This window comes from Chryseobacterium sp. CT-SW4, assembly GCF_048572715.1.
GTDB lineage: Bacteria > Bacteroidota > Bacteroidia > Flavobacteriales > Weeksellaceae > Chryseobacterium.
In genome coordinates, this window is record NZ_CP183840.1 from 3,286,836 (window position 1) to 3,312,023 (window position 25,188).

A 25,188-nucleotide genomic window follows, 5' to 3' on the forward strand; every position below is an offset into this window, starting at 1 on the left:
TTATAAATCCTGTCCTACCACATATTGCAGGTTCTCATAGTATTCGTTAAGTTCTTTTTTCGTATCCAGTATGATCATTTTATTGCCGATATAGGTTTCCAGAAAATCCATATACTCGAGCATGCTGATATTTCTAAGCCTGAAATTTTTCTCATGACTCGCCAGCAAACCATCGAGGGTAGATTCGTAATCTTCATCAATCTGATGATAAATTTCCTGGGTGCGGATATAATTCTGAACCGCGGAGTTCACTTCACTTTCTGATTTGAGAATGGTTTTACGGGTTTCATATCCTTTCTTTTCTATATCCAGCTTAGCTTCCTGGATATTCCCTTTATTACGGTCGAAAATCGGGATATCAAAAGAAACTCCCACCCCTACAAAGTCTTTCATAATATTTCCTCCACGGTCATATTCCAGGGTGAAGGCCAGGTCCGGAGTTTTTAAAGCTTTCTGTAATTCCAGGTTTTTATGGGCATATTGTTCTTTGTTCCTTGCAATGAGAATGTCAGGACGGTTTTCTCTTGCCATATCCATCCATTTGGGAAGTTCCAGTTCCGAAATTTCTTTCCCCGGAATTTCCAATTCATCCGAAATAACGATATAGGAATTGGAAGGAGCCATTAACAAAGCTTTTAATTCCACCTGATGTTCCTCAATCTCCTGACGTAGGGAAACCAATGTTTTCTTAAATTCAATTTCCTGAGCTTTCAGACGGATATATTCAGCCTTACTGATATTTCCCTGGTTCAATTGGTTGTGATAAGATTTCGTCAGCTTTTCGATAGAAGCAATCTGACCCTGATAAAGCTTTTGCTGTTCCTGATTGTATTGAATTTCAGTAACAGTGTTCCGCAAAAGATTTTTAAGCTCACGCAATACTTCCTGGAGTTCATATTTCTCGCTTTCCACCTCTAGTTTCTGAAGCTCAATATTTTTTCTTCTTTTTCCCGCAGTCTGTATTACCTGCTCTATTTCTGCGGCAATCTGTGTATTTTTCCCCCAGTTTCCTACCAATGCCGGCTGCTTTTCTATATCATAGGTCCTCCACAAATTCACCTCACTGATGCTTAAAGTCGGGTTAGGCCAAAACTTTGCCTGCACCACTCTTGCTTCGGACTGGGATATTTCAAGCTTTTGAATGATAAGATCAAGATTATTGGCAAGAAAAACCGATTCAGCTTCTTTTCTGCTGATTCTTAATGTATCTGCATTTTGTGCTAAAAAGAAACTAAAAAAATGAATGCAAAATAATGTGAAAATAATTTTCTTCAAGGTCTTATATTTAAGACCACAAAGCTAGTTTTCACACATTAGACTCAAATTTAAACGGAATTAAATTTAAATTAGGCTAAAATTAGAATTCGATTAGAACAACCGCTACGCCTGCTTTTTAGGAAACACAAGAAGAACCTCCGTTCCTTTATTAAGTTCTGATTGAATGCTCATTACAATATGATGGTGGTCAAAAATAGCCTTAGATAAGGAGAGCCCTATCCCACTGCCTTTAATATTGTCCACATTTCCCCCTCTGTAAAAAGTCTCCGTAATATTTCCCAGGTCTTCTTCGGAAATACCTCGTCCATGATCCTTTACTTCTACATTTAATTGTCCTTCATTTTCCGAAATTGTAATGGCAACAGGGTTTTGCCGGGAATATTTCACTGCATTTTCCACGATATTGTATAAGGCGAGGTAAAGTAATGTTTCATTTCCGGGAAGTTCCAGTAAGGAAGAATTTTTCACATTTAAATGAATGGTAATGGATGATAAATTCTCTTTTGCCTTAGGATTCAGCTTTTCATAAATTTTCCATATCAATTCGTCTACTCTTACCTGCTGGTGAAATTGCTCCAGCTTTGTGAGTCCGGACATAAGCAGAAGATTATTAAGAATATTTTCAATTTCATATACATTCTCTAGTACTTCCTTAGTTACCGCCTTATATTCCTGGGGAGTACGGTCTTTCTGGGCAAAGACTTCCAGGTTTCCCGAGATGGAGGCTAACGGGGTTTTAAACTCATGGGATACGTAATTGATGAAATTCTGCTGAACCGACACACTTTCGGAAATTCTTTTCAGCAGTTTATTATAGGATCTTATCAGCTCTTCAATTTCGTCATGGGTATTGGTGGTGGTAATCGCCTGTGAAATATTGTTATAATCTACATTATTTATCAATTTTACCACATTGGATATAGGCTTGTAAACGATCTTGGACAGATAACGGCTTAAAAAATAAATGGCCAATAATCCTACGATCAATACTGAAAGCATAATAATGGAAAGCCTCAGCATCTGAGCTTTAAACGAATCATTGGAAGCTTTGGCGAAAACCACAAAGTCTCCCTGATTATCATGATAAAAAATGCCGTAATAAAAATAATTGTCGGACATAAACTGAACCCTCTTGCTTTCTCTGGCCGTTTTCAGATGTTTTTCCTGAATATTTCCATCATGAAGATTTTTCCCAAAAGTAACCTGATTATTTTCATCATACACGGCCACCATCCTGTTGGCAATAAGATTATTATATTCTTTCTTTACTTCCGCATGCCGGTCAGTAGGCAGCTCATCTTTTTCCAGATAGTAAATGGCTGAAATAAGAGCTGTATTTCTCAGCTTTTCAAAGTAAAAAACCTTAGTACTGTCATAATAAGCAAAAAATACAATCACAAAAGTAATGATCGCAAAGATGCCGAACGAAAGGCTGGAAATAAGAGTGAACCGGTTTCTTAAAGTCATTTTTAATCTTTAATTAAATATCCCGTCCCTTTTATGGTATGAATAATTTTATGTTCTGTCTCATCAATCTTGTTTCTTACATAGGAGATGTACACATCTACCAAGTTGGTACTGTTATCAAAATTAATTCCCCATACATTATGCAGGATCTGAGTCCTGCTCAGTACTTTATTTTTATTCTCCATCAGGAAAACCAGAAGTTTATATTCTGTCGGAGAGAGTTCTATCTCTTTATTGTTCTGGGTCACTTTATGCAGGTCGGTATCAATCACCAGATCACCACAGGAGAGAAGCTGATTTTCTTTTTGATAGCTCAGTTTGTTTCGTCTCGTCAATGCCTTAATTCTGGAAAGAAGCTCTTCAAAATGAAAGGGTTTGGATAAATAATCATCGGCTCCCATATCCAGCATTTTTATTTTATCATCAGGACTGTTTAAGGCACTTAATGCCAAAATAGGGGTATAGTTCTTTTTGAACCTTATAATTTGGGTAAGCTGTATTCCATCCAGCCCCGGAAGCATAATATCCATTAAAATAATATCAAAATCATAGGTGTTGATGAGCTCTCTCGCCTTTTCACCCGATTCTGCAAGAACCACATGATACCCCGCTTCAGTAAGACCTTTTACTAAAAAAACGCTTATCCTCTGATCATCTTCTACCAATAAAATATTCATATATGTTCTGAAATTTCGTATAAATATAAGTATTCCTTAAAATAATTCCAGCTTAGATCTATAAGATTAAAGCCTGCATGATAAAAATCTTTAACCATAATTCCTTACCATACAAATTTCTACACCCGTCTTTTTTTTATAATTTTGGAAAATGGAGATTACATATTTAATCCTTGGTTTTATTTTGGGTGGCATCATTGGTGCGGTGATCCTTTATTTTGTTTTGAAATCCTCAATGGTTTCAAGAAATTCGCATGATGAGCTCAACAATCTTTTTATCCGTACTCAATCTGATCTGGATAATTCCGTTTCAAAAATCAACGAGCTTAATCAGCATATGACAACTGAAAAACAAAATTATCAGCTCCAAAATGATAATCTGAATGATCTTAAAAATGAATTTGCAAAAATTTCCGCTGAACACGCTTCATTGGTTTCTCAATTTAATGAACAGCGGGAAATCAGTTCCAGACAAATCCAGCAGATCGAAACCCTTACCGCGGAAAAACAGCATATTTTTGCCCGTAACTCTGAGCTTTCCGCCATCAATGACAGCTTAAAGAAATCATTGGAAACCCAGAAAGAGGAAATTACCAAAATTCAGGAAGAAGCAAAACTTCAGTTTGAAAATTTAGCGAATAAAATTTTAGAGGAAAAAACCGAAAAGTTCACTACGCTTAATCAAAATAATCTCAAAACCATCCTGGATCCATTCCAGGAAAAGATCCTTGATCTTAAAAATAAGGTTAATGAAGCTTATGAAAAGGAAAATAAAGAACGTTTTTCTCTAGCTGAAAAAGTAAAAGAACTGGCGGAACTCAACCAGCAGATTTCCGAAGATGCCAAAAAGCTAACCCGTGCGTTGAAAGGGGAAAGCAAAACCCAGGGGAATTGGGGAGAAATGATCTTGGAAAGCATTCTGGAAAAGTCCGGTCTGGTAAAAGGTCGTGAATATTTCCTGGAACATGAGCTCCGTGATGAGGACAACAAAGCCTTATTTTCTGAATTTTCCGGTAAGAAAATGCGTCCGGATGCCGTAATTAAATATCCTGATGAAAGGAATGTGATAATCGATTCCAAAGTTTCTTTAACCGCCTTCACAGAATTAGTAGATGAAACCGATCAGGATGTATATCACGCCAAGCACAATCAGCATTTGTCATCTATTAAAAACCATATTATGCAGCTGAGCCAGAAGGCGTATGATGATTACGGAAAATCGCTTGACTTCGTAATGATGTTCATTCCCAGTGAGCCTGCTTATATTGCAGCTATGCAGGCCGACCCAAATCTTTGGAACTATGCCTATGAAAGAAGAATATTATTGTTAAATCCCAGCAACCTGATTACTTCTTTAAAGCTGATTGCAGACCTTTGGAAACGGGAGTATCAGAACAGAAACTCTATGGAGATTGCCGAGCGTGGTGCGAAATTATATGATAAATTTGTAGGCTTTGTAGAAAACCTGGAAAAAGTAGGAAAGAACCTCGACCAGGCAAAGAATGTTTATAATGATGCCTACAAACAGCTTTCCACCGGAAATGACAATCTGGTTACCCAAACCCAGAAATTAAAATCCCTTGGTATTAAAAATAAAAAAGAACTGCCACAGAGCCTTATTGATACTACTACTGAAGAATAAATAATTCCTTGTATCTTATTTTCCAAAAGAAGTAGTATATCTGTTATCCTTTAAAAAAATTCAGTTAAATATATATCCATGATCATTGAAAGCTTTCAAAACGAAAAAATAAAAAATATTACTAAGCTACTTACCGACAACAGATTCCGTAAAAAGTCCGGAGTTTTTGTTATTGAAGGAAAACAGGAGAATGAAAGAGCTCAGAAATTTGGTTTTGAAGCGGTAGAATTTTACATCTGTGATTCCATCTTTCAGGAGACTCATCCCTCACAGGCAAAAGTTTATTCCGTAAGCGATAAAGTATATGATAAAATTGCTTACAGAGGGAGCTCAGAAGGTATTATCGGAATTTATAAAGTAAAAGAAAATCAACTGAGTGAGTTTATTCCCCAAGAGAACTCTACGGTAATCATTGTGGAAGGAGTGGAAAAACCGGGAAACCTGGGAGCCATATTAAGGAGTTGTGAAGCTTTTGGAATTGATGCCCTTATTGTAACCGATGCTAAAGTGGATTTTTACAATCCCAATGTGATTCGCTCAAGTGTTGGATGTCTTTTCGGGATGCAGGTATTCCAGTCTGAAAATGATACTTTACTGGAATTTTTAACCCGGCATGGATTTAACATCTACACCACCATCATGGATGAAAGTTCAGAAAATATCTATACGAGGGATTTTAATAAGAAATCTGCTATTTTATTCGGAACAGAGCATTCAGGTCTGAGTGATTTCTGGGTGGATAAGGGGAAGAATACTTTAATTCCCATGGCAGGAAGTATTGATTCTTTAAATCTGAGCAATGCAGTCGCCATTACCTGTTATGAGACATTGAGACAAAAGCAAAAATAAATCTATATCAAATAAAAAAACGCAACACTGGGTGTTGCGTTTTTTTATGTTTTAGTATTCGTGCTAAAATTATTTAGCAGCTTCTACAGCTTCTTTAGCATCTTTTGCAGCAGCATCAGCAGCTCCAGCAGCTTTAGTAGCAGCAGAATCAACAGCAGTTGCAGTAGCAGTAGCAGCAGAATCAACAACAGCAGCAGCAGAGTCAACTACAGAAGCAGCAGAATCAACTACAGCAGCAGCAGAATCAACAGCACCTTCAGTACCAGTAGTTTCAGTTTTTTTACAAGCAACTAAAGAGATTGCAGCGATAGCAGCTACGAATAATGACTTTTTCATAATAAATTAAATTTAATTTTGTTAATATTGTTTTTCTAAATTCTTTGTTCTATTTCTTTTGAACATGACAAAGGTATAGCATGTAGAAAATTTGTTTATGAAAAATAATTGTAATACCTTTGTAAAATAGTTTTACAAATAAATACAACTGATAATCAACCATTTAATCATTTAAGGCAACTTGACAGATTTAGATCTATTACATTTTGAACAGTTAAAAAAAGATGTTCAAGCCGAATATTTAAAGGAACATACCCCTTCTTTTCATGATATTTCTAAATGGAAAGGGATAGACATTATATATTTTCAGGAAGATCTTCGTAAAAAAGCTAAAGGAAATATTAGCGAAAAGTCCTTTTATACCTATTTTAAAAACTCCCCCGTTACCAAACTTCCCCGTATAGACATGCTCAATTTATTAAGCAACTATGCAGGATACGAATCATGGTATGAATTTAAAAAAGAGCATTTGTTTTCCGGAGAATTACTCCTGGAAAACCAGGAATTGGATGAGGAAGATGAGGAGGAACTGGAAAAAACCCTTCAAAGCATCCCCGTAACGGAAAATAAGGACGACGAAAATAAAAAAACTCAGATTATTCCATCTGAAAAACCTGTTTTACAAAAAACAGATACTGATAATCAGATAAATAAACAAACATCTCCATCTTCCACACCATCAGAAGAATTGATCATAAATCCCACAAAAAGTGCTTTCCAAAAGTACGGATGGGTAGGTATTACTTCTTTTTTGGTCATTATGCTTGGAGTTTTGGGCTTTAAGGATGAAATTTTCCAGAAAACCTACACCTATTGTTTTGCGGATGCAGACCGGAACCTGCAGGTACAAAGCACTATTGAGATCAAAGTTTTTAAGCTGAACGAATCTCCTCTTTTCTACCGTATCAAGCCCGGAGAGTGTTTTTATTACCAAACCAAGGATAAAAATTTACGCATGCAGATCAGCTCTCCGTTTTATGAAAATCTCGAAGTAAGCAGAAACCTTGAAAATGCACCGGAAAAAGAGACTATCGAGCTAAAACCTGATGATTATAAGATGGCCGTGTATTATTTTTCTACAAAAGACGTAACCGGAAAGCCTTCGGAACAGATCAGCACCAAAAGGAAACAATTAGAAAGTCTTATCAGTAATGAAGCCGTCATTTATCAGGTATATGATAATGCCATCTATGGAGTGGAAACGCTTAATAAGCAAAAATATATTACTTTAGTAACAACTCCTACGACATCTTTAAAAAACCTTTCTGTAATAGAGATGAAAAAAGATAAGAAAGGAAAGATCGTATTAATTAAATTTAAAATTTCTACTAATGAAAACGATAAGTAAGTTTTTACTTTTAACGATACTATTTTTGGCCGTCTATTCTTGTAATAAGAAAGAAAATCAAACCATCAGCGACCTGGATAAATTAAGAAACAGTAACAATAAAGTCACTTATCCGGCCGTACAGATGGATAGTGCGCAGGCCATTAATGCCATCACCAAACAAAAAATTCAGGAACTTCTGGATCTTTCTACATTATACCTGTCAGGAGAGAGAAATACGGAAATAGACACCGTAATCTATTCCCAGATGCAAAGCTATTTTCATAAGCCGGACAGTATTACCTTTAAAGAGCTTTTTAAAGAGCTGGAAAGCTTAAAAGTAAAGACTGCTAAAGTAACCGGATTAAAGGTTTATAAAGAATTTCATAATAAAGATACACTGGACTATGCAAAGTTCAATGTAGAATATTTCGATAACAAAAATAAATCCCTGGGTACCGTTGAAAAAAATGCTCAGTATACCCTGCTATCCAAACCTATTAAATTTAAAAAGGAATTTAAATTCTATTTTGTAGACTTCTATTCCCTGCCTCCGGTGAAAAAAGACAGCACTTCTGTGGGAGTAACCAAGTAATCCAGCGGAATATCATTTTCCCAGACATCATCAATTATTTCATTCGGATTGAAGTAATTCACCCCGATTTTCAGTGAATCCTGTGAAATACTTTGGAAAAAACCATCATAGAAACCTTTTCCATATCCGATTCTGTTCCCTTTTGGATCACAATATAATAAGGGAGTGATAATGTAATCAAAGAATGTCTCCCCAGAATCCTTATTGGAAACAGGCTCGAAAATTCCCCAGCTATGGGTTTCAAAGACGGAATCTTCAAAAATCTCAACAGAAATCAATTGATCCCCGACTATTTTAGGAACGAAAACCCTGATTTCTTTTTTCCAGAAAAGCTTTATAAACAAGAAGGTATCAATTTCCTTAAATTTCTTTATAGGAATGAATAAATGAACTTTCTGCCCTTTTCTCAGTTTAAAAAAGTCTATAAAGTTGCTGAATATTTTTTCAGATAACAAAGAAGCCTCATCATAAGACAAGGCCTTTCTTTTTTCTAAATATTTTTTTCTAAGCTCAGCTTTTTGCATGATCTTAAGTTATTTTTACCGAGATAATTTTTACGGGACATGCTTTTGCCGCTTTATCACAAGGTTCGAAAGCTTCAGGATTAGGAGTCTTTAAAGTAAAAAAACCTTTTTTATCTTCTGTTTTCAGAAGTACAGACTTACCGTCCTTTTTGGACATCCGGAAATATTCCGGAGCAAATTCCGCACAATAATTACAGCCGATGCATTTATCCCTCTGAAGCGTAACAATTACCATTAAGCCTTTACGATTTTGTATAATTTATCACTTGGCCTGACTCTGAACTTCGTTGGGAAAGTAATTACATCCGATTTAGTGGCCTTTTCAGAGTTTCCTTTCTCATCTACCATCATGCTTTCAATTACCATTTCCTGGGATCCTGTTGTAGGCCCCTGGATCAACACGCTGTCTCCAACATTAAGGTCATAGGCTTCAATTAAAAATTCAGCAATATTGGATTTCGGGTAGAAATGTCTTCCTTTTCCGATATAAACTTTCTTTTGGGTAGCATTGGAACCTGAATTCGGAGACCATTCTCCTAATTCCTGACCAAGATAATAGCCACTCCAGAAACCTCTGTTATAAACCGTTTCCAATTGCTTCATCCATTCATCCACTTTATCTTTTGAAAAAGTTCCATCCGCGATAGCATCTATGGCTTCTCTGTAACATTTTGTAACCGTAGCAACGTATTCAGGAGCTCTTCCCCTCCCTTCAACTTTCAGTACTTTTACACCTGCATCAACGATTTCATCCAGAAACCCTATGGTACAAAGGTCTTTCGGAGACATCATATATTCGTTATCCAATTCAATTTCAAAACCGGATTCCTGATCGATAACGGTATATTTCTTACGGCAGTTTTGCTTACATGCTCCCCTGTTGGCAGAAGAGTTATGGGAATGAAGGCTTAAGTAACATTTTCCGGAAACAGCCATACACAATGCGCCATGTCCGAAAATTTCAACTTCTACCAGGTTCCCTGAAGGTCCTTTTACCTGGTCTTTTTCAATCTGAGTACATATTTTTTTGATCTGGCTGATGCTTAATTCCCTGCTCATCACCATTGTATCAGCAAATAAAGCATAAAATTTCACCGTCTCAATATTGGTAATATTGATCTGGGTAGAAATATGTACTTCCAGTCCAATTTGTCTTGCATACGCGATAACCGCCTGATCCATGGCGATTACAGCTGTCAAATCCGCCTCCTTGGCTTTATCCAAAAGTGTTTTTATAATGGATAAATCATGATCATAAATAATGGTATTAAGGGTAAGATATGTTCTCACTCCTTTTTCCGCACATCTTCTGGAAATTTCCGGAAGATCATCTATGGTAAAGTTCATGGTAGCTCTGGCTCTCATATTAAGCTGCTCTACCCCGAAATACACAGAGTCTGCTCCATTATCTATGGCCGCTTGCAGTGAGGTAAAATCACCTGCAGGAGACATTAATTCTATTTTTCCGCTTTTAGTCATTTATCTTTGAGAAAATTTTTGCAAAGATAATCAATTTTCAATTGAGTATATTTAATATAAAAAAATCATCGGCTCTACATAGTAAGTTAAATAATAAGATCTGTTAATATATTTTTAAGTTTTGTTAATACTGTCAGATGCAATTATGACATAATGTATAAAATGGCATAATCCTCGTTAAATTTTAGTTAAAGTTGAAACATAGCATACTAATTGATTACTTATTTAACAGTAAATTTGTTTACCGTAAAACAAAAAATAATAAAGAGATATACAATGAAGAATACTTTTAAAAAACTATTACCGTTTGCGGTGGTAGGGGTTCTTTCAGGAGCCACTACTGTTGGTGCATTACAATATTTTGATCATAGCTCAAACAACGAAGACCGTTCTTACTTCACTTCATCCAGCAATGCCTCATTCGTTGGGATGAATACAGGGATGGTAGGTGACGACTTTGTAAAGGCTGCGAAAACTACCGTACCTGCAGTAGTAACTATTAAAAATTATCAAACCAGAACAACCAGCAGAGCTTCGGAGCAGGATCTGTTTGACTTTTTCTTTGGTGATCCGTTCGGCGGAAGAGGCCAGCAGAGACAAAGACAGCAGCAGACTCCTGACAATATGCCGTCCGGAATGGGATCCGGAGTCATCATTTCCCCTGATGGCTATATTATTTCAAACAACCACGTTGTAGCAGGAGCCAATAAACTGGAAGTTGTATTAAGCAATAAAAAATCTTATATCGCTACCTTGGTAGGAACCGATCCCAATACTGATATTTCATTACTGAAAATTGAGGAAAAGGGATTACCTTATCTTAATTTTGCCAATTCCGATAATATAGAAGTCGGGCAATGGGTACTGGCCGTGGGTAACCCTTTAGGATTAAATTCTACTGTAACAGCGGGAATTGTTTCTGCTAAAGGAAGAGGAATCGGAATTTTAGGTTCTCAGGGAAAAGCAACCAACCCTATTGAAAGTTTCATCCAGACGGATGCCGCGATTAACCCGGGAAATTCAGGAGGTGCACTGGTGAATGCTAATGGAGACCTCATCGGGATTAACTCTGCGATCCAGTCTACTACCGGATATTATCAGGGATATGGATTTGCCATTCCTTCCAACCTAGCAAGAAAAATCATTGAAGATATTAAGAAATTCGGTATCGTACAGAGAGGGTTCTTAGGAGTATCGTCACTGGATCTGGCCAATGACCAGCAGGTAGCAGCTTATAACAAACAGTATAAAACCAATATCAAAGGAGGTTCCGGTGTATACGTTATTGATCTAAGTGAAAACAGTGGCGCTGAAGATGCAGGAATCAAAAAAGGAGATATCATCACTAAAATTGATAATGGTGCTGTTACTGACTTTGCAGATCTTTCCATGTTAATCGGAAGCAAGCGTCCTGGAGATAAAGTACAGGTAACTTATTTAAGAAACGGAAAAGAAAATACGGTTTCCGTCACTTTAAAAGACCAAAAAGGAGGTACATCCACCCGTACTAAAGCTGACCTGAGCGTTACTGAGAAAATAGGTTCGGAATTCAGCCCTTTAAATGATCGATTTAAAACAGAATACGGACTTAACAGTGGTGTTATAGCCAAGAATGTAATGGAAGGCGGAGAAATGGCTAAAATAGGTATTGTAGACAATTACATTATCATCGAAATAAACGGTAAGCCGGTTAATTCCCAGAAAGATGTAGAGAACATACTTAATAAGTACCAAGGAAATGTGCAGGTGAAATTTGTGGATGACTATGGTAGAATCTACACCAAAGGATTTAAAATGCCTTAAGAAAAGAGTTTAATCTATCACGATAAAAAGCGCTACTATGTAGCGCTTTTTTTTATATCATTTTCTTTTATGATGTCCAATGGCTATGAAGCTTCCTTCTTTTTGTTTCTCTCATAAATCACTTCTACGATTTTACCTCCTATCCATGAAAACGGAAAAAAAGTAAGGAAAATGGATATCTTATAAAATGTAGGATGGTAAGGATAAATAATAACATCCAACATCGCTATAAAGAGCATAATAAACCCGATAAGGATCGCATATGCCACTTTAGCGTATTTTACAATAATAGCTGTCGCCACTCCCCCTATCGTCGTTCCAAGCCCTGAAATAAACAGCAAGAAGCCAAAAAAGGCCTCATCGTCCTTCATGCTGTAAAGAAACCTCTGCCAGTGCTCAAACGGAGCAAAAGCGTCAAAGGTTCTCCACTGAGGAAACGCCCTTATACCAAGAGTAATAATAAGCCCGGCAATTCCAAGCCCTATTAAAACAGCTAATGTATTTCTAAGAATATTCATTAATCCTGATGTGCGATCATCGAAATTTCAATATCTACATTTTTGGGCAGACATGATACCTGAACCGTTTCACGTGCGGGATAACTTTCTGCATCTAAATAAGAGGCATATATATCATTCATCACCGCAAAATCATCCATATTTTTAAGGAAAATCGTAGACTTCACTACGTTTTTGAAAGACATCCCTGCTTCTGTAAGAACAGCTTCCAGGTTTTTCATGACCTGATGAGTCTCTTTTTCAATTCCCTCTACAAGCTTCCCTGTGGCAGGATCTACCGGAATCTGTCCGGAGATGTATAAAACTCCGTTTACAAAATTGGCTTGTGAATAAGGTCCGATGGCTGCCGGAGCATTCGTTGTAGATATTATCTTTTTCATTAGAATTAATTTTTAGCTGCAAATATAAAATTTATATTCTCAACTGTCAATGAATATTAGAAAGGTGAATTAGGCTGGGTGAAACTTCTGTCTTTATATTTCAGAGCATCACTCAGGATATTCGCTTTGATCCCGATAAAGAAATCATATACTTTATATTGTCCGAAAGGCACCCAGTTAAAATTAATAGTAAAACTTCGCTGATCCCTGGAAAATCCGATTCTGGTATAAGCAAGCTCTTTGGTTATCATATCATAGTGGGTACTTCCCGTAATATTCCAGTATGGGGTAAGCTTGAGGCTACCGTCCAAACCTATTGAGGCTATTTTTGTTCCAAAACGGCTAAGGTTTCTGGAGTAAGCATAATTGGCATTGACATTGAGGGTCCAGGCCTGATCAAAATGGGCGTAATTATCATCGTCAAAATAATAATTCTCATTCCGGACATCTCCTTTGGAAGAATATTTCTTGGCATACTCCGTTTTCTCCCCAAACAGTTCACTGCTTAAAGGATAAGAGAGCTGCACGTTGAACCCTTGTACACTGAAATTTCCAAATTTTTCCGTTCTTATTCCGGTATCTGATCCCGGAGCAAATAAAATCTTATAAGGATCAAGGGTAAGACTTGTATTAACGCTTAACTTATTATTAAATAATGAAGACTGACCATTAATGGAGAAAACTGACCAAGGATGATCTTTGGCCGCAAAATTATAGCTTCCCGAAAAGGTCAGGGATTCAAATATTTTTATTTTTTTAACTCCGGTAGAGTCTTTTTTAGATTTTACCTTCATCTCCACATTGTTCCCAATATTAAAGCCTAAAGATCCTGTCATTCCCGAAGTAGGAGTTCCGACTATCCCTCCGTCAAATATCGAATAGGGCGTTAAAGCTCCGGTAGCATCATAATAATTTTTATAGTACCCAAATTGGGAACCTCCGAAGTCAGGGGAATAGGTAAATCCTATACTTGGAGTCATCATATGTCTTATCGCTTCCACTGCAGACCCCTTTTTGAAGTTTAACATTCCGTAAAGTGTGGTCTGTAAGCTTGCCGTGGTAGAAAAAGTGGAATATCCTGCAATATTTTTATTCGTTTGGTCCACTACCGCATTATTCACGGGATCATAGTAACGGGTAAGTGTTTTTGTCGTCAGGGCGTTATCAATATTGGCACTTAAGCTGAATGTAAAATATTTAGCGATAGTGGTATTCGTTCCTAAGGAGATATTATTTTTAAGCCCGGTCTGCATTTTATCCCACATAGCCTGGGTAAAAAGTTCTCCCTCCGTAGTGCTTACATAATTGGTTAAATTCAAGCTGGTATTGACCGTAATATTTTCCAATAATCCCTGTCTTACTCCTGTTTTAGATTTAAATAAATAAAACTGGTTGATGGCCACATTCATTTGTGGTAAACGCAAATCCGACAGACCCGTTGAAAAGTTCTGAGAGTAAGATGCGGTTCCCGTAATGGTTACAGGCAGCTTCAAAAATCTTTTGGTAAGGGTAACCGTTGAGTTCTGCTGCGTGTTTAATACATTCTGGTTGAATATATAATTATTGTTAATGGTATTGTTATAAAACTTGGTACTTACAATATCCACCGATGCTGAAAAGGTAAGGAAAGGATTCGCTTTGGTATCCTGGGTATGTCTCCACGCAATTCGATAGGTATTACTTTTTGTATAGTCATCCAGACCTTTTATACCCCGGACCGTAGTTCCTACATCCGCAGAGAAGTTCCCGGAATAGCGGTATTTCTTTACGTAATTCATTTCCGGCCTTAGGTTCCAGCTTCCTTTGGTATAAAGGTCGGCAAGGACCTTCACATCAAAATGTTCCCCGATCGGCTGGTAGTACCCGATTCCATTGAGGAAAAATCCAACATCTTCCCTTTCCCCGAAACTTGGGATCAGGATTCCCGCAGATCGCTTATCCGAAAACGGCAATATGGCAAAAGGCATGATCAAAGGCGTGGGAACCTCTTCAATATACATTTGGATAGGTCCGGTAATAATCTGTGACTTCTCCTTAGTCTTGACCATTTTTATATGAGGTGCCAACAAGTAATAATCGGCTGCCGTATCTTTCTTTTTAATAAAGTATTCATCCGTGGTATATTTACCCCGTCTCATGAAGAATACGGAATCATTGTATTTTTTGGTTTTATCTGCAATGATTACCCCTTGGCTCTCTTCCGTTCTGGCGTTATAGGCAATGGCCTGCCTTGTTTTATAGTTGTAGCTGAACTGATCCGTTTCATATTTTCTCCCTGCCTGCGTGGTAACGACAGGTTCTATAATCTTACCTAAAGAATCCTGTTTTCCCCTGGCATACATAAGATGCTTCTGATCATCAATGGAAATATAATCCGCATCAATCTGCATATCCTGATACTTCACCTGCGCATTTTTCAGGAGATAGGTCATTTTTTTAGGGACATCTCTCCTCTGCTCATCAGCCTTGGTCTGAAGAACATCATCCAAAGATTCTTTCTGTACAATGACTGTATCTTTCTTAGGTATAGTATCATTAACCGCATTTTCAGGCAATTTCTCAGGCGTTTTCTGTGCTAAAAAATTGTTAAAAATTAGGATAATTAAAATTTGTAATATATTTTTGAGGACGGTTTTGACCAATTTTATGTTATATAATTAAGGCTCAAAATTAATATAATTTTTAAAACTGTAAGATGCACAAACAAAATTTTAAAATATTTTTATCATTTCTTTTTATATTTCTTAGCACCTTTCTTTTTTCTCAAAAAAAATTTACGATTGTTTTAGATGCCGGACATGGTGGTAATGACTCCGGAGCAAAGCGTAGTTATAGTGATATCGGATTGGTTGCGGAAAAAGATGTTACTCTTTCCATTGTATTGAAGTTAGGAAGAATGCTTGAAAAGGATAAAGATTTCAAAGTGATTTATACCCGTAAGTTTGATGAGTATCCTTCACTTTCCGACAGAACGAATTTAGCCAATCGCAGCAAGGCGGATCTTTTTGTCTCTGTTCACTGTAATTCCTCCCAAAGACCTACCGCTTACGGAACGGAAACTTATGTACAGGGACCGGATCAAAATGACACCAACTTAGAAGTGGCAAAAAGAGAAAATGATGTGATCTTCCTCGATGAAAAAGATAAGCAGGTCTTCGGTTCTTATGACCCAAGCTCTCCTGAGTCTCTTATCGCATTAAAGCTTCAGCAAAGCAAATACCTGGAATCAAGTCTTCTATTAGGAGGATTGGTAGAAGGGAATTTCGTGGATAAGGATAATAGATTTTCACGGGGTGTATTCCAGAAAAACCTTCACGTTCTCCGTATGAATGCGATGCCATCCGTACTTATCGAAACAGGGTTTATCAACCATCCCGAAGAGAGTCATTATTTGGCTTCCGATAAAGGGCAGACCGAAATTGCCGAAAGTATCTATAAAGCCATTATCGATTATAAAAAAGCGATCGACAGAAAATCAGGAGGGGCAATAGCTTCTACCAGAAGAGCGGAACCGGAAAAGCCTAAAGAAGTTCCTTTAAAGAATGATTTCAGAATACTGCTAATGAGTTCACCGACTAAATATAACGATGGTGATCCGGCTCTGAAAGGACTCAACTACATCCTTCCGATCAAGGAAAACGGATTATATAAATATTATTACAGCGTCACCAACCTGGCGTCAGTAAGAGATATCAACCTAAGAACCGCTAAAGATGCAGGATTCCGAAATGCCTTTGCCGTAGGATTTATGCCTAATCAAAAATTAAGCTCCGGATATTACACCATTGAAGTTTATACCGGAAAAGACAAGCTGGGCAGCAATTCGTTTATTCTTCAATCTTTAAAAAATGTGGAACGTAATAAAGAAAACGGTATGTTCTACTACACATATGGAAAAGTGAATACTTTGGAAGATGCAGTAAAACTCCAGAAAGATCTTGAGTCCAAAGGAATTAAAAATACGATCATCCAGAAAGTATATAAATAAAAGAAAAATAATTTTGAGATCCGAAAGTTTATAATTATTTTTGCGACCTCAAAATTGGGCCTATTCGTCTAGTGGTCAGGACTCAAGATTTTCATTCTTGCAACAGGGGTTCGATTCCCCTATAGGCTACAACCTTGAAAAAAAGGACTTTTAACAAAGTCCTTTTTTTATGCCTAAACCTCTAAAAAAGGCAATTTAAGCAATCTTAAAGATTAGTTTTAGATTGTATCATATTTCAACTGATTGTAATTTGGGGGTAATAATGTGGTAACAAAAATAACTTGTTACCACATTGTTTTTTTACCTTTGGACTATCTTATTAAAACAAAATTCATAGGTCAACAATTAATTTTTTCCTACGTGGGGATTCTGAGAAACAGAAAATATATTTCAGATACAGACCTCATAAAAATTTTGACCTCGTTTTAACTACACCTTATATTATTGATGTGAATAACCTTGGTACAGAACCAGAATAAAAAGATTTTAATTGTAATTTATTCTTGCTACGTGAGTTATAATAATGAATTAAATACTATAAATATGAAGTATTGTCTAGTCTAATCCAACAAATTAAAAAAGCGGATGTAGCACCAATTAGATATAACTAAAAAACCGTCAGCAAATAAGACGTGACGATTTTCTTTAATTAATTTTATATTGTCTATAATTTATAGAAACCACTTTAACCAAGGGGCTGATTTTGTAGAGGAGTTTCCATCCATATGGTCAATTCCTATTTGTTTTTGATCACTATATATCCGTATATCATCAACAACACCCATGGTTCCTATAAATTTAATAGTAAATTCAGTCATTTTATTAATTCCCGAAGGATACCTGTAGGTATAATTATCCCCATAAAAAAACTTTCCTTTTTTGATATTAAATTTAAGAGTAACAAATCTATTTTCAGTATTGAAATTAATGATAGGATAAATTCGAGCTTCTCCCAACTCTCCTAGGCTGTTTCTAAAAATACTATTTTCGTTACCATCTAGAGGAACATTACAAGATATACTCTTCCTCATTGCATAATCATACATTGAAAATTCTATTCCTTTTTTCATATTAGAAGGATATGTGGTAGTTTTTGAAGGTTTCATTTTAATTCTTATTTCAAATCTGAGATCATCAGTATTGAGTCCTTCATTTGGATGAATATAACTAATTGTGGGATAGCTCAGAACTAATGAGGGATTTATATATTCATTATAAAAACTATTCACATAATTATTGTTCCAATTAAATGCACTATTTTGCATGTATGATGAATAATCATTATTCAAATATATATTATCAGATATATTGGCTACATCTTTATTTAGATAGACAAAAGGGCTATTAGCACTATAATATTTTAATGGATTGTCCACTTGAAGAACATATGTGTCAGGACTTATTTCTTTAGCTAATTTATTATAGTCTACCCATCCATAACCATTATCTCCCCAGGAAGCTCCCCAAGAGTTAAGTATTTGAAAGGCATGTTTATCATCATCATATCCTGTAATAACCACAGCATGGTTTCCATATGGTGAAGAAGTATTTATATTCCAAATTTTTCCTTTTCCTACAGAAAAAAAATCATAATCAATAGCAATACCTATTATTACAGGAGATCCCTGAGCTATTTGTTCCTTAATTATATCTAAACTGGAAACATCATTCTTCGTGACATTCAAAATAAAATAATCATTTACTCTGAACTTACTTATAGTGGCTTCTTGCGCTGCTGTAGGTTGTGCTCCACACGGCAGAGTTCCTGTTAGATCTTGACGACTTGTCCCATCTGCTTTCAATGCATCTAAAATATCTACAAACAATGCACCAATTGAACAACCACTCTTCCATTTGTATTTTTCATACAAATATTCAGGACTAGCATAGGCAGCAAAGTTAGTTTGATCGCCCATTTTTTTAGGCTCTGGATTTAAAATAGTACGTGCATGTGCAATAGCATAAGGTACACAAGCTCCCTTTGAACCCTGGTCAAGAGGGATAGGTAATTCGGGTAGAATATAGCTTTTAGGAATTGTGGTTTTCCTCATTGAACCATCATTACTTAAAGTCTTCATTTGTGCTAACTGTTCCTTAGTTGAAGGGATATATCCTGTCGCGTATTCTATGCTATTATTTTCCAGCAAAGGATTTTCATTTTTAGATAAATTGTCATTACAGGAAATTTGCATAAAGCAAACTACCGAAAGCATCATAAATAAGTCTATTTTTTTCATTGTTTAGTGATATTAAAGCGACAAATATATATATTCAGAGGATAATGAAAAACATGAAAAAAATCACAATATCATACAATTATCTCAATTATAAAAAGGGAAATACGCATTATATATTCAATAATTAGAAGTCGTATCCGTAAAGTGATTTAGTGTAAAAAAAAGTCCTTAATAAATTTTGTTTAATAAAAAAGTCCGTGATAAATAGATTATTTTTATCCCATTTTTTAAATTAGTAGAAAATTATATCAGCTTAATATAATTGACGCAAAAGAAATAAATTGAAGTAGTAGAATGGTAGATGGTGGCCAAATTACACTCAAAAAACTCTAACAAGATCACTGTTTTATCATTACCCGAATGAAAAAGATATTTATCTTGTATATTTTAAAAACAGTTTTAAAAATATATTTTGAACAGGTCTTTTAGTAAGTCAGAAAATATCGTAAGTGAATACATAGAGTTTAATATCTGCTCACAGGAATTTACCACGGAGGATAACGAAAAATATGTCTTTATCCCATTAATAAGTAATTATCAGGTAGATGGAATAATGGTTGCGTCCCTATCAATTCTTTGTTTAATCCTGAATATCAGCATCCGATAATTTTACCTTATCCCCAATACAAATCCTGGCAACGATAAATTCGTCGCTTCATAGCACTTCAATAACATTTTTCCCTAGCTGACTATCTGAAAACTTTCAGCTATCTCATCCTTTCGGCATGTACTTTATCAAAATAGCTGCTCAGGCACAATATTCTCTCATTGTCTATGGGGTTAATATATTTCAGAAACATTTGTTCCGTACTGTGTCCGGTAGCTTCCATGAGTAATGCTGTAGGGATCTTCCCATAAAAATTGGTAGCAAAACTTCTCCTCCCTATATGGCTGCTTATGATATCCCATTTTTTGGTTGCTACATCACGGGTTCTGTATCCAATGCGCTTTCTTGCTTTTATGAGTTCATCGAGATAAGCCAATTTTGCGATCTGTTTAATTTGCTCATTATATTGCTGATTAGTCATGCATCGCGGAAATTCATTATTATTTTTTTGCAGGGTGTCCATTACGGTAGGATGCAAAGGAAGAAGAATTTTTTTCTTTGTTTTTTGCTGGACAAATGAAATACAGGTTTTTCCGTTAATATCTTTGAGCTGGTCTGTATTAAACTGCATAAAATCCGAGAATCTCTGACCTGTGTAACAGCTGATCAGGAGCCAGTCCTTAGCCGCTTGCAATTCTTCGGGAACCGGCGTATTCTTAATTTTAATAATTTCCTCTTCTGTAAGTGTCACCACCTCCTTCTGCTGTTTTTCCCGCCTTATTTCCAGCTCTCTAACGGCTGTCCTTATTCCTTTTCTCTCCACAAAGTTCAGAATAGTTTTCACAAAGTGGATCGTTCTGTAAATGGTATTTTCACTATATTCTTCTTCTCTCCCAAAAGAGACGAAATCATTTATAAAGTCTGCATTTACGGCATCTATATATAATCTTTTCAACATAAATCCTTCGAAACGCTTCAATAAATGATAGAATACCTTATATCTTTTGTAGGTTGAAGGGCGGATCATCTCCTGGCGGGAATCAATATACCACTCCATATAATAAATCAAGGTGTTCTCTGGGGTCTCTATCTGATTATTATTGCATATTTCTCTGATTTCACTGGATAAAACCCTAAGTTTGTCCCAATCTTCTTCAGGAATCCGAATTTGGGTTCTAAAAATCATTGTTTTTTTTTGTTGTTTGTCATAAAGGTTTAAGTGAATATTTTTCAAACCTCCCTGTCGGGGTAAAAAGAAATCAAATGTCATTTTCGTGTGTTTTAAGTGGTTAATTATCAGGGGAAATTAACACAAAAAAAGTAGTCCTGCTTAGACTACTTTTCCAGTGCAAATGTAAATATTTTAGCTCTAAAACAAAAGAAAAAAGCAGCTTTTATTCAATATACAGTGATTTTTTTTCATTTTATTCACTTCTATCTATTTATAGAGATTACTGGGATTGCACGAATTGGTATTTGAAAATAATTGATCTGTAAATCAATAGATTAAAAAGTAGTCTAAGCAGGACTACTCTTCTCCAAAAACACACGATATCCGATGAAAATTAGAACCAAAAAAGGCAAGGGAAGCATTCCTTACTTTATCAGCAACAGGATTATGTTGCTCATTCTATTTTCATGTCTTTTATTTCCCTTTAAGTTTCATTCTCAAATATTTATTAAGGATAATACCTCTATTACAATAATTGGTCATACGACTTTACATGTAAATGACTCTACAGAAATTAAATCTCCATTCGGTGACACATTGGTAATTTATGATATTGAACAATCTATTTCAAAAGAAAAAATATTTAATGAAATCCTCATTGAGGAAAGAGATATAACGAACCCCGAAAAACAATATGATGCTGAAGAATATGAAAAACATAAAAAGGAGTTAGAATTAAATAATGAACTCCCATATTTCGAAGCCGGAGAAACAGCAGAGACTTTTATTACAGCTTTGCATAATCATACCATATACTGTGGTGGAAGCAAGAATCTGTACAATCTGGAGATAGTCATATTTAACAGTGAAACTGTCACATTTCTATTTGACCAGAAAAAGAAGATTAGCAGCTATAAACATTTTGCCATAGCCCCGCAAAATAAAATAAATTCTCTTAGGGGGCCTCCTTGTCTGAAAGCTTGATTTTAGTTTATAGCTCACTGAGCTTAGCTATTATTATTAACAGTCTTTTAGAACATACATATAAATATATTAATAGAAACATGAAAAAAATAATATTTCTCCTTACTATGCTTGGAGCTGGATCCCTTATGTACAGCCAGGTAGGAGTAGGAGCCAAAGTTCCGGCAGGCTCTGTACTGGATAGTACAGCCTATACCCATCCTCAGGGAGCTTTACATCTTCAGGGAATGTTTTATGAAAATGAAACAACCACAAGAAATCTAGGATTGGTTTTACCTATAACCGATTCTGCAGAAACCATTAAAACCCCTGCAGGAGAAAATGCCGTAAGAGGAACAATGGTCTATGAATACAAAGACCCCAATAGCGATGGTACGATCGATTCAGGATGTCTGAGAGTAAAACTTGCCGACAGATGGCAAGATTGTCTGGTAGATAATTCTTCCATTAGCAACGTTTTTGATTTTGATATTTACGGAGGAATCAATGTACCGGTAAAAAAAGTATCGGCAGGATACAACTATTCCCTTATTATCGGTTTGAATGATAACAGTGTATATGCCACAGGATATAACGGAGAAGGAAGAGCCGGATCAGGAATCGGCGGAGATCTACAAAGCTTCACTATGGTTCTGGCTAGAAGAGTCGTGGATGTTTCAGCAGGATACAACCATAGTTTAGCCGCTACTTCTGAAGGAGAATTGTGGGCCTGGGGAAATGGTGCCAACTCTAAACACGGTTTAGGAACGGTGACAGATTATTATTATCCTACTAAAGTAAATTCCTGGCCTTCTGATGTAAAAGCAGTAAGAGTAGAAGCCGGATATTTAAATTCCCTTGTTCTTGGAGATGACCAGCGTGTCTATGCTATGGGATATAATTATTATGGACTAACCGGTATAGGAGGTGCTGTAGCAGGTAATACAAGTATTCCTACCCAAATCCCTAGCTTGTCAACTATCGACGTGAAAGATATTTCTCTTTCCCAAAACTCTGCAGCAGCACTTACTACGGACGGTAAGATTTACGTATGGGGACAAAACAGTGCATATGGAAGGCTAGGTACAGGCAGCAATGGCGTGAACTATATTACACCTACCGAAATAACACTTCCTAATAATGATACAGCATCTTATGTAGTGATGGGTAATGAACACGGTCTTGCAATAAGTGCGGACGGTAAAAGACTGTATGCATGGGGACAGCAAAATGGGTTCGGAATGGGTGCCGATTTGGCTAGCTACTATTCTACCCCTACCGATATTACCGCTCAAATCCCTGATTTCGACGCAGCTACAGATACCATTACCTCTGCTGCAGTTTCAAGAATATACAGTGCCCTTAATGCATCCATTGTTATTACATCTAAAGGAATGTATGCAGCCGGAGCAAACTCCAATCCGCAAAAAATGGGACTTGGTTTCTTTGATTTCTCTACGGAGGTTAAATACTCGCCGGTTTACGCAGGAATTAATGCTACTTCAGGATTTAAGCCTCTTTACACACAAGCTGTATATGCAGGAACTGTATTTAACCAGGCATCAATGGGCTGGAACCACTCTCTTTTCACCAGCACTGCTGCAGCAGATGGTAGTGGAGGCTTAGGGTATGGAACAGGCGAATATTCTTATTATGCGCTATTCGGTTCTGGTTCCCGTTACTTAGCCCCGGCATTTCCGGTATTACTAAAACAATAACTAACTATTTAATCACACAAAGAAATGAATATTCATAAAAAAATATACACTTGTCTTCTTGTAGCAGGGAGTATCATGGGCTGGGGACAGGTCGGAATAGGAACAAACTCCCCTCAGGGAATCCTCGATGTTCACTCAACTGACGGGACCAACGTAATGGGACTGGTTCTTCCGAAAGTAAGCGGAGCGGATGCTATCCCAATAACAGGTACTCCGATACCCGCGGGCGTACCTAATCCTGCTCCTAGTGTCACAACACCTAAAGCAGCTTATCAGAGCTTTCAGACGACTCAGACCATAGAAGGTCAAACCGTCACTACAGACTGGTCTGTTCCATTAGAGGAAGCTCTAGAAGGAACACTGGTATATGATAATGCACTAAAATGCGTAAGAATCAAACAAACAGCTACATTGGGAGACTGGTCCGGCTGTCTGGTAGATTCTACAAGTGTGTCAGAAGAAATTAATAACAGGCTATACGGAGGAACGGTTTTTCAAATGAAAAAAGCTTCTGCCGGATATCTATACTCCCTGGCTATTGATACACAGGACGAATTGTATGTAGCAGGTTATACACTGGCCTTTACTTCAGGAAACGGACAGTATTCCACACGAAGCAGCTGGACAAAAGTTTTTGACCAAAAAGTCAAAAATATTGCTGCCGGATTTTACCATGCAGCAGCAGTTACTACAGACGGAAAATTATACGTATGGGTTATAATGCTTTTGGACAGCTAGGGACTAGCAACACTCAGGTATATCTTCAAACCCCAACACTTGCAACTTTCTTTGCCAATGATCCGGTAAAAGATGTTAAAGCCAACTTTTATAACCTACTTGTCCTTACAGAAAGCGGAAAAGTATACATGACAGGATGGGACGGATTCAGGTTAAAAGGAGATGGAACAACTACCGATGCAGGATATATACAGGAGTTCCGTCAGGTACCTTTTCCTACAGGTGTCAACGTTCAAAGCATCTCTCTAGGATTTAGTGCGGCAGCGGCACTGGATTCTAACGGAAACGCCTACACATGGGGTTATAATTACGAATATGCTACAGGCCAGGGAATAAATACGCTTTATACCTACGCTCCCACTATTATTAATCCAGATGGTGTAAAGTTTGAAAAAGCAGAAATCGCAGCTTCAGGACTTGCCGTAGTGGAAGGTGGAAAAGACCTTTACGCATGGGGTGTAAGAAGAAATGTAGGAATGGAAGTAACCGCGTATGATACGAGACCTACTTTGAGAACTTCAACATTAGGATTGGCTCAGGATGAAACAATCGTTAACATCAACATAGGATCGGCTATTCCTGTTGAAGTACCCTACCTTCATCCGTCTTTTGTTATCACTGATAAAAGAGTTCTGACCTCTGGATATAACTTCTACGGTAGATCAGGAGTTGTGGAACCAGGGGGTGCTATTCGATATGAACTGAACGGAAACACTTCCGGAAACAATTCTTTTTATGAAATACAGGGACATGCTATTTATGAAGGAACCCAGTTCCTTGGAGCTACAGTAGGATATTTCCATACGATCCTATGGACCGGTACGAATGCTCTTAATGCCGCATACAACTATACAGGATATGGAACCAGCGGACTTTCCGATTGGTATATGTCCGATGGAGGGGGCTCTCATACCAGTGTATTTACCAAAATTATAGAATAACAAACTGAAA

Annotated in this window: 22 protein-coding genes and 1 tRNA gene; 11 read left to right on the forward strand and 12 right to left on the reverse strand. The window is 36.7% G+C overall.

Going from position 1 to position 25,188, the window contains the following annotated elements; translation table 11 throughout:
- From ABJ974_RS14810 to ABJ974_RS14820, 3 genes are all read right to left on the reverse strand, one after another.
- Positions 1–1,275: a TolC family protein gene (locus tag ABJ974_RS14810; protein WP_419868991.1), complete on the reverse strand. Its 1,275-nt coding sequence runs from the start codon at positions 1,273–1,275 to the stop codon at positions 1–3.
- A gap of 105 nt (positions 1,276–1,380) precedes the next feature.
- The gene (locus ABJ974_RS14815; RefSeq protein WP_419868992.1) at positions 1,381–2,745 is read right to left on the reverse strand and encodes a HAMP domain-containing sensor histidine kinase; all 1,365 of its coding nucleotides are present in this window, start codon (positions 2,743–2,745) and stop codon (positions 1,381–1,383) included.
- Positions 2,746–2,747: 2 nt separating this feature from the next.
- A complete protein-coding gene (locus tag ABJ974_RS14820; RefSeq protein WP_419868993.1) occupies positions 2,748–3,422 on the reverse strand; it encodes a response regulator transcription factor in 675 nt (224 codons plus the stop codon).
- A gap of 151 nt (positions 3,423–3,573) precedes the next feature.
- On the opposite strand from ABJ974_RS14820, the gene ABJ974_RS14825 reads away from it, so the two are divergent.
- Together ABJ974_RS14825 and ABJ974_RS14830 are read left to right on the forward strand one after the other, a co-directional pair.
- Positions 3,574–5,064 (forward strand): DNA recombination protein RmuC, encoded by a 1,491-nt coding sequence (locus ABJ974_RS14825; protein ID WP_419868994.1) that lies wholly within the window; start codon positions 3,574–3,576, stop codon positions 5,062–5,064.
- Between the two features lie 78 nt (positions 5,065–5,142).
- Entirely contained in the window at positions 5,143–5,913 is a 771-nt protein-coding gene (locus ABJ974_RS14830) for a TrmH family RNA methyltransferase (RefSeq protein ID WP_419868995.1), read from the forward strand.
- Positions 5,914–5,982: 69 nt separating this feature from the next.
- Here ABJ974_RS14830 and ABJ974_RS14835 read toward each other — a convergent pair whose 3' ends face one another.
- Positions 5,983–6,249, reverse strand: coding sequence for a PG1828 family lipoprotein (locus ABJ974_RS14835; RefSeq protein WP_419868996.1), 267 nt, complete (start codon positions 6,247–6,249; stop codon positions 5,983–5,985).
- A 181-nt stretch (positions 6,250–6,430) separates the two neighbouring features.
- Between ABJ974_RS14835 and ABJ974_RS14840 the strand changes: the two genes are divergently transcribed.
- On the forward strand, positions 6,431–7,597 hold the full coding sequence (locus tag ABJ974_RS14840) for a hypothetical protein (protein ID WP_419868997.1): 1,167 nt from the start codon (positions 6,431–6,433) through the stop codon (positions 7,595–7,597).
- Positions 7,581–8,171, forward strand: a complete 591-nt coding sequence (locus tag ABJ974_RS14845) for a hypothetical protein (RefSeq protein ID WP_419868998.1) — start codon at positions 7,581–7,583, stop codon at positions 8,169–8,171. The genes ABJ974_RS14840 and ABJ974_RS14845 overlap by 17 nt, the downstream gene beginning before the upstream one ends.
- Here ABJ974_RS14845 and ABJ974_RS14850 read toward each other — a convergent pair.
- Genes ABJ974_RS14850 through ABJ974_RS14860 form a run of 3 tightly spaced genes read right to left on the reverse strand, consistent with a single transcriptional unit; the run spans position 8,117 to position 10,174 of the window.
- Entirely contained in the window at positions 8,117–8,695 is a 579-nt protein-coding gene (locus ABJ974_RS14850; protein ID WP_419868999.1) for a 5-formyltetrahydrofolate cyclo-ligase, read from the reverse strand. The genes ABJ974_RS14845 and ABJ974_RS14850 overlap by 55 nt on opposite strands.
- A gap of 4 nt (positions 8,696–8,699) precedes the next feature.
- The gene (locus tag ABJ974_RS14855) at positions 8,700–8,930 is read right to left on the reverse strand and encodes a ferredoxin (RefSeq protein WP_419869000.1); all 231 of its coding nucleotides are present in this window, start codon (positions 8,928–8,930) and stop codon (positions 8,700–8,702) included.
- Positions 8,930–10,174, reverse strand: coding sequence for a peptidase U32 family protein (locus ABJ974_RS14860; protein ID WP_419869001.1), 1,245 nt, complete (start codon positions 10,172–10,174; stop codon positions 8,930–8,932). Before ABJ974_RS14860 ends, ABJ974_RS14855 begins: the two co-directional genes overlap by 1 nt.
- A gap of 276 nt (positions 10,175–10,450) precedes the next feature.
- Between ABJ974_RS14860 and ABJ974_RS14865 the strand changes: the two genes are divergently transcribed.
- The gene (locus ABJ974_RS14865) at positions 10,451–11,977 is read left to right on the forward strand and encodes a trypsin-like peptidase domain-containing protein (protein WP_419869002.1); all 1,527 of its coding nucleotides are present in this window, start codon (positions 10,451–10,453) and stop codon (positions 11,975–11,977) included.
- A gap of 83 nt (positions 11,978–12,060) precedes the next feature.
- Here ABJ974_RS14865 and ABJ974_RS14870 read toward each other — a convergent pair whose 3' ends face one another.
- Genes ABJ974_RS14870 through ABJ974_RS14880 form a run of 3 tightly spaced genes read right to left on the reverse strand, consistent with a single transcriptional unit; the run spans position 12,061 to position 15,517 of the window.
- On the reverse strand, positions 12,061–12,495 hold the full coding sequence (locus tag ABJ974_RS14870) for a hypothetical protein (protein WP_419869003.1): 435 nt from the start codon (positions 12,493–12,495) through the stop codon (positions 12,061–12,063).
- Positions 12,495–12,875 carry a RidA family protein gene (locus ABJ974_RS14875; protein WP_419869004.1) on the reverse strand — a complete coding sequence of 127 codons (381 nt, stop codon included), beginning with the start codon at positions 12,873–12,875 and terminating at the stop codon, positions 12,495–12,497. The genes ABJ974_RS14870 and ABJ974_RS14875 overlap by 1 nt, the downstream gene beginning before the upstream one ends.
- Before the next feature lie 56 nt (positions 12,876–12,931).
- Positions 12,932–15,517: a putative LPS assembly protein LptD gene (locus tag ABJ974_RS14880; protein WP_419869005.1), complete on the reverse strand. Its 2,586-nt coding sequence runs from the start codon at positions 15,515–15,517 to the stop codon at positions 12,932–12,934.
- Positions 15,518–15,570: 53 nt separating this feature from the next.
- Between ABJ974_RS14880 and ABJ974_RS14885 the strand changes: the two genes are divergently transcribed.
- Both ABJ974_RS14885 and ABJ974_RS14890 read left to right on the forward strand, forming a co-directional pair.
- Positions 15,571–16,863, forward strand: a complete 1,293-nt coding sequence (locus tag ABJ974_RS14885; RefSeq protein WP_419869006.1) for an N-acetylmuramoyl-L-alanine amidase family protein — start codon at positions 15,571–15,573, stop codon at positions 16,861–16,863.
- A gap of 57 nt (positions 16,864–16,920) precedes the next feature.
- Positions 16,921–16,992 (forward strand) — tRNA-Glu (locus tag ABJ974_RS14890).
- Between the two features lie 542 nt (positions 16,993–17,534).
- Here ABJ974_RS14890 and ABJ974_RS14895 read toward each other — a convergent pair.
- Positions 17,535–19,100 (reverse strand): C1 family peptidase, encoded by a 1,566-nt coding sequence (locus ABJ974_RS14895; RefSeq protein ID WP_419869007.1) that lies wholly within the window; start codon positions 19,098–19,100, stop codon positions 17,535–17,537.
- A gap of 707 nt (positions 19,101–19,807) precedes the next feature.
- Positions 19,808–20,833 carry a site-specific integrase gene (locus tag ABJ974_RS14900; RefSeq protein WP_419869008.1) on the reverse strand — a complete coding sequence of 342 codons (1,026 nt, stop codon included), beginning with the start codon at positions 20,831–20,833 and terminating at the stop codon, positions 19,808–19,810.
- 372 nt (positions 20,834–21,205) lie between these two features.
- Between ABJ974_RS14900 and ABJ974_RS14905 the strand changes: the two genes are divergently transcribed.
- The 4 genes from ABJ974_RS14905 to ABJ974_RS14920 all read left to right on the forward strand — a co-directional run bounded on the left by ABJ974_RS14905 (position 21,206) and on the right by ABJ974_RS14920 (position 25,178).
- Positions 21,206–21,802 (forward strand): hypothetical protein, encoded by a 597-nt coding sequence (locus ABJ974_RS14905; RefSeq protein ID WP_419869009.1) that lies wholly within the window; start codon positions 21,206–21,208, stop codon positions 21,800–21,802.
- A gap of 80 nt (positions 21,803–21,882) precedes the next feature.
- The gene (locus tag ABJ974_RS14910; RefSeq protein WP_419869010.1) at positions 21,883–23,499 is read left to right on the forward strand and encodes an RCC1 domain-containing protein; all 1,617 of its coding nucleotides are present in this window, start codon (positions 21,883–21,885) and stop codon (positions 23,497–23,499) included.
- Between the two features lie 24 nt (positions 23,500–23,523).
- The gene (locus tag ABJ974_RS14915) at positions 23,524–24,237 is read left to right on the forward strand and encodes a hypothetical protein (protein WP_419869011.1); all 714 of its coding nucleotides are present in this window, start codon (positions 23,524–23,526) and stop codon (positions 24,235–24,237) included.
- On the forward strand, positions 24,210–25,178 hold the full coding sequence (locus ABJ974_RS14920; RefSeq protein ID WP_419869012.1) for an RCC1 domain-containing protein: 969 nt from the start codon (positions 24,210–24,212) through the stop codon (positions 25,176–25,178). The genes ABJ974_RS14915 and ABJ974_RS14920 overlap by 28 nt, the downstream gene beginning before the upstream one ends.
- Positions 25,179–25,188: the final 10 nt, after the last annotated feature.